Below are 9,392 nucleotides of genomic sequence, written 5' to 3' on the forward strand. Positions count from 1 at the left end.
GGGCGTGGTGTGCGTCTTCGGTTAGACGATCACCTGGCCGCCGTCGACGATCAGGTTTTGGCCGTGGACGTAACTGGCGCGCGGGGAGGCCAGGAACACGATGGTCTCGGCGATCTCCCGGGGTTGTGCCACCCGGCCCAGCGGGGTTGCCTCGCCCAGCTTCGTCGCCACGTCGTCGCCCAGGGCCAGGGCCGATTCGGTTGCGGTGGCACCCGGGGACACGGTGTTGACCCTTACGCCGGTGCCCCGGAATTCCACCGCCCACGTGCGCGTCAGGGACTCCAGCGCCGCCTTGGTGGCCGCGTAGGCCGCGGTGCCCGGGAAGCCCAGCGTGGCGGCCGAGGTGGAGATGTTGACCACGGTCCCCCGGCCGCGGGCCGCCATGGCGGGCAGGAGGGCCGCGCCCAGGAAGAACGGGGCGCGGACGTTGATGTCGAACAGTTGCCGGTAGACGTCGGGGTCCTGCTCGGCGGTCGACGCGAACGGGAAGATGCCCGCGTTGTTGATGAGCACGTCGACCTCGCCGGCGGCCTCGGCCAGGGCTCGGACCGAGGCCAGGTCGGCCAGGTCCGCCGCGATGAACTTGGCCCGGCCGCCGTCCGCCTCGATGGCCGCCGTGGTTTCCGCGCCCCGTGCGGCGTCCCGGCCGGTGACGATCACCGTCGCGCCGCCGAGCGCCAGCAGCCGCGCGGTTTCCCGACCGATGCCCGCGGTGCTGCCGGTGACCAGGGCCACCTGTCCGTCGAACTCCATGGTTCCCCCTTGTTCGATGTTCGGTGAACGTCGAACAAGTTAGCGGGATCGATGGCATGTTCGCAAGTCGTCGAACAACTAGACTGGAGGGGTGCGCCACACCGAGCCCAACCCGGACGTCGATCGGCTCTGCCTGACCGACGTCCTGGCGGCGCTCAGCGACCCGCTGCGCGTCGGGCTGGTGCGGTTGCTGGCCGACGGCGAGGAGCGGAACTTCGGCGAGTTCACCGCGCCGGTGGCCAAGTCGACGCTCAGCCACCACCTGAAGGTGCTCAACACCGCCGGGTTGACGTGGCGGCGCGATGAGGGCACCCGCTGTTACGTGCGGCTGCGCCGGGAGGAGCTCGAGGCCCGCTTCCCCCGGCTGCTCGAGACCGTGCTCGCCGCCGCCGAGTGCTACGACGTGGGTGGTCACGTGACCACCTGCGGCCGGTCGGACGAGGGCTGATTGGGGTCGGGTGCCGCCGCCGGCAGGATGGTCGGGGTGACCAGGGGTCTGCGGTACTTCGCGGCGTGGTCGGCCTCCACCGCCGTGGCGGTGGGGTTGTCCTGGTTGGGCGTCCGCTCCGTGCTGGAGGCGGGTGTGCCGGAACCGCCGCGCTTCGTCGCCGGGCCGGTCCAGCAGTCGTCCGCGGTGCCCACGACCACGACCGCCGCCCCCGTTTCCGCGCCGCCTCCGGCGACCGTCACCGTGGTGATCACGACCACGACCACGACCACCACCGCTGCCGCGCAGTTGCCTTCCGAGGAGGGCACCTGGGTCGAGCAGGGCGGCCAACCCGTTTACCTGCGCAGCTTCCGCCTCCGGGGTGGGGTGGCGGCCGTCCGGTTCGCGCCGCGCGACCTGCAGCCGATCTCGGCCACCCCGCACCAGGGGTTCTCGGCCACCGTCGAGCAGCCCGCCGACGCCGTCGTCGTGGAGTTCGCCGGGGCCGGGCACCGGTCCCGGTTGGAGGCGACCTGGGTGAACGGCCCGCAGTGGCGGATCGTGGAGTCCGGCTGATCCCCTTCGTCCATTCGTCACAGTGGCGTTGATCGCGGGCGGTGGCGCGCGGGTGGGGTGCGGGGCTGTCCAGTCCTTCACCCGTTCGCGTCCTCCACACCACCCGGTGGTGTGCCGGGTGGTTCGATCACGGCATGACGCACCCCGGTGAACCGCACCACGACGACCTCTCCGGCAGGCTGAACTGGCTCCGCGCGGGCGTGCTCGGCGCCAACGACGGGATCGTGTCCACGGCGGGTCTGGTGGTGGGCGTCGCGGGGGCCACCGCGGACCGCACCGCGATCCTCGCCGCGGGCGTGGCCGGGTTGGTCGCCGGCTCGCTGTCGATGGCGGGCGGCGAGTACGTCTCGGTCAGCACGCAGCGGGACACCGAGCGGGCCGCGCTGCGGCTGGAGGCCCGGGAGCTGCGCGAGATGCCCGAGGAGGAGGAGCGCGAGCTGGCGGGCATCTACCGGGACAAGGGCCTGTCCGAGGAGCTGGCCGCCCGGGTCGCGCACGAGCTGACCGAGAAGGACGCCCTGCGCGCCCACGCCGAGGCCGAGCTCCAGATCGACCCGGACAACCTGACCAACCCGTGGCACGCCGCGCTGGCGTCGCTGGTGGCGTTCGCGGTGGGCGCGGCGGTGCCGCTGGTGGCGATCGTGCTGCCGCCCACGGCGTGGCGGGTGTGGGCGTGCGCGGCGGCGGTGCTGGTCGGGCTGGTGCTCACCGGCGTGGTCAGCGCCCGGCTCGGGGCGAGCGGGGTCGGGCGGGCGGTGCGCCGGAACGTGGTGGTCGGCTCGCTGACGATGATCGTGACGTACTACGTGGGGGTCCTGTTCGGCGTAACCCTGGGGTAACCCCGATTACACAGCGCACAGGATGTTCGGTCCTCGGCGAAAGAAGTTGTCCCGCGAAGGTGTGATCTACGCAAAGTGCGGGTACTCCGGACCGCCTCGTCGCCGCCGGTGGCGACGAGCCCCCGACTGGAGGTGCCCGAGATGACCCACCCGCCGACCTTCGTCCTGGTGCCCCGTTCGGAGCGGGGTGAACGCCGGGTCTGGGCGCTCCTGTCCGCCCTGTTCGCACTGGTGGCGGGCATCAACGTGATCCTGGCCGCGAGCGAGGCCGCGTGGTGGCAGGCCGCCGTGGCGATCACCTTCCTGGTCGCCGCGGGCGCCTGCGCGAGAGCGGCGCGGACCGCCAGGGGCTGAGCTCGGCCGCGGCTGGAACTTTCGAAACACTGGTCCGAGCGGGCGTACTCGACTGGGCGAAACGGCGTCAAGTAGGGGTGGTCTTCGCCACGACGCCCTCTCGGACTAGCGCCATAACCCCGAATTCACACTATCGTCACAAGACCCCGGCAACCCCGGTGCACCGCCCAGCGTGCTCTCCCGGCCCCATCCGGTCACGGAGCGCACGCACCAGGAAGTGCAGTTCTCCCGCACAACGGAGTGCGGTCCCCACGCTGATGATCTCCCGGCGTGGTTCCCCAGCCAGCACCTGCAGGCCGACCTGTCCGCGTAAAGCCGCGCGCGGTCGCTCGGCCGCATCCGTTTGCCCGAAAACAGGCGAACTGACGACGCCACGGGAGGGCCCGTTGTGACCCACCACCACAACCCGCCGCAAGGCGGCCTCTACGACCCGCGGTACGAGCACGACGCTTGTGGCGTCGCGTTCGTGGCCGACCTGGCCGGGCGTAGAAACCACGCGATCGTGCGCCAGGCCCTGGTCGCGCTGCGCAACCTCGAACACCGGGGTGCCCGCGGGGCAGAGCCTGAAACCGGTGACGGCGCGGGAATCCTGATCCAGGTCCCCGACGCGTTCTACCGCGAGGTCGTCGACTTCGCGCTGCCCGAGCCCGGCCACTACGCCGTCGGCACGGCGTTCCTGCCGCACGACGGGCAGGACGGCGTCAAGGCCGAGGTCGAGCGCATCGCCGCCGAGGAGGGCGCCACCGTCCTCGGCTGGCGCGAGCTGCCGGTGGACGCCGACCACGTCGGGCCGACCGCGAGGACGACCATGCCGGCGTTCAGCCAGCTCTTCCTCGCCGGTCCGGAGGGCACCGGCGGCCTGGAGCTGGAGCGCCTGGCCTTCGTGGTGCGCAAGCGCGTGGAGCACGCCACGGACGCGTACTTCCCGAGCCTGTCGGGCCGCACGGTCGTCTACAAGGGCATGCTCACCGAGCCGCAGGTGGAGAGGTTCTTCCGGGACCTCACCGACGAGCGGGTGACCAGCTCCATCGGCCTGGTGCACTCGCGCTTCTCCACCAACACGTTCCCGTCGTGGCCGCTGGCCCACCCGTACCGGTACGTGGCGCACAACGGCGAGATCAACACCCTGCGCGGCAACCGCAACTGGATGGACGCCCGGGAGTCGGTGCTGGCCACCGACCTGATCCCCGGCGACCTGTCCCGGGTGTTCCCGGTCATCACGCGCGACGCCAGCGACTCGGCCACCTTCGACGAGGTGCTGGAGCTGCTGCACCTGGGCGGCCGCAGCCTGCCCCACGCGGTGCTGATGATGATCCCCGAGGCGTGGGAGAACCACACCGAGATGGACCCCGCGCGGCGGGCGTTCTACGAGTTCCACTCCACGCTCATGGAGCCGTGGGACGGCCCGGCGCTGGTGTCGTTCACCGACGGCACGCTGATCGGCGCGGTGCTCGACCGCAACGGCCTGCGCCCGGCCCGGTACTGGGTCACCGAGGACGGCCTGGTGGTGCTGGGCAGCGAGGCGGGCGTGCTCGACCTCGACCCGGCCACCATCGTGCGCAAGGGCCGGCTGGAGCCGGGCCGGATGTTCCTCGTCGACACCGCCCAGGGGCGGATCATCGACGACGAGGAGATCAAGGGGCAGCTCGCCGCCGAGCACCCGTACCAGGAGTGGGTCGAGAAGGGCATCCTGCGCCTGGCCGACCTGCCGGTGCGGGCCCGCGAGGTGCCCACGCACTCGTCGCTGGTGCGCCGCCAGCAGGCGTTCGGCTACACCGAGGAGGAGCTGTCGCTGCTGCTGGGCCCGATGGCCCGCACCGGCGCGGAGCCGATCGGCTCGATGGGCAACGACGCCCCGTTCGCGCCGCTGTCGAACCGGCCCCGGCAGCTGTTCGACTACTTCACCCAGCTGTTCGCCCAGGTGACCAACCCGCCGCTGGACGCGATCCGCGAGGAGCTGGTGACCTCGCTGCACGCCACCCTCGGCGCGGAGCCCAACCTGCTGTCGGCGGACGAGAGCTCCTGCCGGCGGATCTCGCTGCCGTTCCCGGTGCTGGACAACGACGAGCTGGCCAAGCTGGTGCACGTCGACGACGACGGCACCCTGCCGGAGTTCCGCACCTTCACCGTGCGCGGCCTGTACGAGGTGGCGGGCGGCGGCGAGGCCCTGGTGCGGCGGCTGGACGAGATCCGCGCCGAGGTGTCGGCGGCCATCCGGGACGGCGCGCGACTGGTCGTGCTGTCCGACCGGGGCGTCGACGCCGAGCACGCGCCGATCCCGTCGCTGCTGCTGACCGGTGCGGTGCACCACCACCTGGTGCGGGAGAAGACCCGCACCCAGGTCGACCTGATCGTGGAGGCGGGCGACGCCCGCGAGGTGCACCACATCGCGCTGCTCGTCGGCTACGGCGCCAAGGCGGTCAACCCGTACCTGGCGATGGCGTCGGTGGAGGAGCTGCCGGACGTCGAGCCGAAGGTCGCCGCCCGCAACCTGATCAAGGCGCTGGGCAAGGGCGTGCGCAAGACCATGTCCAAGATGGGCGTGTCGACCGTCGCCTCCTACACGGGCGCGCAGATCTTCGAGGCCATCGGCCTGGGCGACGAGGTCGTGGAGTCCTGCTTCACCGGCACCACGTCGCGGCTGGGCGGCATCGGGTTCGACGTCATCGCCGAGGAGGTCGCGCGGCGGCACCGCACCGCGTTCCCGGCCGACGGCGTCCGGCCGCACCACCGGGAGCTGGAGACCGGCGGCGACTACCAGTGGCGCCGCGAGGGCGAGGCGCACCTGTTCAACCCGCAGACGGTGTTCAAGCTCCAGCACTCCACCCGCACCGGGCGTTACGACGTCTTCAAGGAGTACACGCGCGCGGTCGACGAGCAGGCCGAGCGGCTGATGACGCTGCGCGGGCTGTTCGAGTTCAAGGAGGGCGTGCGGCCGCCGGTGCCGATCGAGGAGGTCGAGCCGGTCTCGTCGATCGTCAAGCGGTTCGCCACCGGCGCCATCTCCTACGGGTCCATCTCGCAGGAGATGCACGAGGTGCTGGCCATCGCGATGAACCGGTTGGGCGCGAAGTCCAACACCGGCGAGGGCGGCGAGGACCCGGAGCGGTTCGTCCCGGACGCCAACGGCGACTCGCGCCGCAGCGCGATCAAGCAGGTCGCGTCCGGCCGGTTCGGCGTGACGAGCGAGTACCTGGTCAACGCCGACGACATCCAGATCAAGATGGCGCAGGGCGCGAAGCCCGGCGAGGGCGGCCAGCTGCCCGGCGCGAAGGTGTACCCGTGGATCGCCAAGACCCGGCACTCGACGCCGGGCGTGGGCCTGATCTCGCCGCCGCCGCACCACGACATCTACTCGATCGAGGACCTGGCGCAGCTCATCCACGACCTGAAGAACGCCAACCCGGCGGCGCGCATCCACGTGAAGCTCGTCTCCGAGGTCGGCGTCGGCACGGTCGCGGCGGGCGTGTCCAAGGCCCACGCGGACGTCGTGCTGATCTCCGGCCACGACGGCGGCACCGGCGCCTCCCCCCTGTCGTCCATCAAGCACGCGGGCGGCCCGTGGGAGCTGGGCCTGGCCGAGACGCAGCAGACGCTGCTGGCCAACCGGCTGCGCGACCGGATCGTGGTGCAGACCGACGGCCAGCTCAAGACCGGCCGGGACGTGGTGATCGCGGCGCTGCTGGGCGCGGAGGAGTTCGGCTTCGCCACCGCTCCCCTGGTGGTGTCGGGCTGCATCATGATGCGGGTGTGCCACCTGGACACCTGCCCGGTGGGCGTGGCCACGCAGAACCCGGCGCTGCGCGCGAAGTTCGCGGGCAAGGCCGAGCACGTGGTGAACTTCTTCGAGTTCGTCGCGCAGGAGGTGCGGGAGCTGTTGGCGCGCCTCGGTTTCCGCACCCTGGCGGAGGCCGTCGGCCACGCCGACCTGCTGGACACGCGCCGGGCCGTTGACCACTGGAAGGCGGCCGGGCTCGACCTGTCGCCGATCTTCCACGTGCCCGAGCTGCCCGAGGGCGCGGCGCGGCACCAGGTGGTGGCGCAGGACCACGGGCTGGACAAGGCGCTGGACAACACGCTGATCCAGTTGGCCGAGGGCGCCATCGCCTCGGGCGACCGGGTGCGGCTGGAGCTGCCGGTGCGCAACGTCAACCGCACCGTGGGCACCATGCTCGGCTCCGAGGTGACCCGGAAGTGGGGCGGCCAGGGCCTGCCGGACGACACGATCGACATCACGTTCACCGGCACCGCCGGGCAGTCGTTCGGCGCGTTCGTGCCGCGCGGCATCACCCTGCGGCTCGTCGGCGACGCGAACGACTACCTCGGCAAGGGCCTGTCCGGCGGGCGGATCACCGTGCGGCCGGTGCCGGACGCCCAGTTCGCCGCCGAGCAGCAGGTCGTCGCGGGCAACGTGATCGGCTACGGCGCCACGTCCGGCGAGATCTTCCTGCGCGGGCGCGTCGGCGAGCGGTTCTGCGTGCGCAACTCCGGCGCGCTGGCCGTCGTCGAGGGCGTGGGCGACCACGGCTGCGAGTACATGACCGGCGGCCGGGTGGTCGTGCTCGGGTCGACCGGGCGCAACTTCGCGGCGGGCATGTCGGGCGGCGTCGCCTACGTGCTCGACGCGGTGGTCGGCCGGGTGAACGCCGAGATGGTGGACCTGGACCCGCTGGACGCCGCCGACCGGGAGTTCCTGCGGTCCGCGGTGGAGAAGCACTACGCGGAGACCGAGTCGGCGGTGGCGCACGCGCTGCTGGCGGACTGGGACCTCGCGGTCGACCGGTTCACCAAGGTCATGCCCAAGGACTACAAGCGGGTGCTCGCCGCCCGCGCCCGCGCCGAGCAGGAAGGCCGGGACGTCAACGAAGCGATCATGGAGGCGTCTCATGGCTGACCCCCGAGGCTTCCTCACCACCGAGCGGGAGGTGCCGCGCAGCCGGCCGGTGTTCCTGCGGCTGCGCGACTGGCGCGAGGTGTACGAGGAGTTCGAGCGGCCCCGGCTGGAGAAGCAGGCCGGGCGGTGCATGGACTGCGGCATCCCGTTCTGCCACCAGGGCTGTCCGCTGGGGAACCTGATCCCCGAGTGGAACAACCTGGTGTGGCGGGAGGACTGGCGCAAGGCGTCGGACCGGTTGCACGCCACCAACAACTTCCCGGAGTTCACCGGGACGCTGTGCCCCGCGCCGTGCGAGGCCGCGTGCGTGGTCGGGATCAACGGCGATCCGGTGACCATCAAGCGGGTGGAGATCTCCATCATCGACCGGGCGTGGGACGAGGGCTGGGTGACCCCGCAGGTCCCCGCCACCCTGACCGGCAAGAAGGTAGCGGTCGTCGGCTCCGGCCCCGCCGGGTTGGCCGCGGCGCAGCAGCTGACCCGGGCCGGGCACTCGGTGGTGGTGCTGGAGCGGGCCGACGCGATCGGCGGCCTGCTGCGGTACGGCATCCCCGAGTTCAAGATGGAGAAGTGGCGCCTGGACCGGCGGCTGGAGCAGATGCGCGCCGAGGGCACCGAGTTCCGGACGGGCGTGAACGTCGGCGTGGACGTCACGGTCGACGAGCTGCGGGCGTCCTACGACGCGGTGGTGCTGGCCGGCGGCGCGACGGCGTGGCGCGACCTGCCGGTGCCCGGCCGGGAGCTGCGCGGGGTGTACCAGGCGATGGAGTACCTGCCGGGTGCGAACCGGGTGGCGCGCGGCGAGCTGGAGCGGCCGCCGATCTCGGCGGAGGGCAAGCACGTGGTCGTCATCGGCGGCGGTGACACGGGCGCGGACTGCGTGGGCACGGCCCACCGCCAGGGCGCGCTGTCGGTGACGCAGCTGGAGATCATGCCCAGGCCGCCGGAGCAGCGGTCGGAGGCCCACCCGTGGCCGACCTACCCGATGCTGTACCGGGTGTCGTCGGCGCACGAGGAGGGCGGCGAGCGCCTGTACTCGGTGTCCACGGTGGAGTTCCTGGGCGACGACGACGGTGCGGTGCGGGCGCTGCGCCTGGTCGAGGTGCGGGCGTCCGGCGGGCGCTTCGAGCCGGTGCCCGGCAGCGAGCGCGAGATCCCGGCCCAGCTGGTGACGCTGGCCATGGGTTTCGTCGGCCCGGAGAAGGAGGGGCTGCTCACCGAGCTGGGCGTGGACCTGGACGCGCGCGGCAACGTCGCCCGTGACCGGTCGTTCGCCACCTCGGTGGACGGCGTGTTCGTGGCGGGCGACATGGGCCGCGGGCAGTCGCTGATCGTGTGGGCGATCGCGGAGGGCCGCTCGGCCGCCGCGGGCGTCGACGCGTACCTGGTGGGGCGGGACGTCCTGCCCCGGCCGATCGAGCCGACGGACCGGCCGATCACCTGACCCGTTCCCGGCGGCCGGACAGCGGGGGCCGGCCGCCGGGGACGTCCTCTTCCCGCGTGGCCGGACAACGGGGTCCGGTCACGCGGGTGTCTCGTTTAAACAAAT

7 protein-coding genes are annotated in these 9,392 nt (G+C 72.2%); 6 read left to right on the plus strand and 1 reads right to left on the minus strand.

Annotation, left to right across the window (positions count from 1 at the left end; genetic code table 11):
* Positions 1-21 precede the first annotated feature (21 nt).
* Positions 22-753 carry an SDR family NAD(P)-dependent oxidoreductase gene (locus tag ACFV4N_RS34090; protein ID WP_499676778.1) on the minus strand — a complete coding sequence of 244 codons (732 nt, stop codon included), beginning with the start codon at positions 751-753 and terminating at the stop codon, positions 22-24.
* 91 nt (positions 754-844) lie between these two features.
* Here ACFV4N_RS34090 and ACFV4N_RS34095 point away from each other — a divergent pair, with 91 nt between their 5' ends.
* From ACFV4N_RS34095 to ACFV4N_RS34120, 6 genes are all read left to right on the plus strand, one after another.
* A complete protein-coding gene (locus tag ACFV4N_RS34095) occupies positions 845-1,201 on the plus strand; it encodes an ArsR/SmtB family transcription factor (protein WP_499676779.1) in 357 nt (118 codons plus the stop codon).
* Positions 1,202-1,237: 36 nt separating this feature from the next.
* The gene (locus ACFV4N_RS34100; protein WP_499676780.1) at positions 1,238-1,756 is read left to right on the plus strand and encodes a hypothetical protein; all 519 of its coding nucleotides are present in this window, start codon (positions 1,238-1,240) and stop codon (positions 1,754-1,756) included.
* 134 nt (positions 1,757-1,890) lie between these two features.
* Complete coding sequence (locus ACFV4N_RS34105; protein ID WP_499676781.1) at positions 1,891-2,595, plus strand: VIT1/CCC1 transporter family protein; 705 nt, start codon at positions 1,891-1,893, stop codon at positions 2,593-2,595.
* 141 nt (positions 2,596-2,736) lie between these two features.
* Entirely contained in the window at positions 2,737-2,949 is a 213-nt protein-coding gene (locus tag ACFV4N_RS34110; RefSeq protein WP_499676782.1) for a hypothetical protein, read from the plus strand.
* 388 nt (positions 2,950-3,337) lie between these two features.
* The gene (gltB, locus tag ACFV4N_RS34115) at positions 3,338-7,843 is read left to right on the plus strand and encodes a glutamate synthase large subunit (protein WP_499676783.1); all 4,506 of its coding nucleotides are present in this window, start codon (positions 3,338-3,340) and stop codon (positions 7,841-7,843) included.
* Positions 7,836-9,287, plus strand: coding sequence for a glutamate synthase subunit beta (locus tag ACFV4N_RS34120; protein ID WP_499676784.1), 1,452 nt, complete (start codon positions 7,836-7,838; stop codon positions 9,285-9,287). The genes gltB and ACFV4N_RS34120 overlap by 8 nt, the downstream gene beginning before the upstream one ends.
* The last annotated feature ends 105 nt before the right edge of the window (positions 9,288-9,392 follow it).

The sequence above is a fragment of the Actinosynnema sp. NPDC059797 genome, from assembly GCF_042732085.1.
Classification (GTDB): Bacteria; Actinomycetota; Actinomycetes; order Mycobacteriales; family Pseudonocardiaceae; genus Actinosynnema.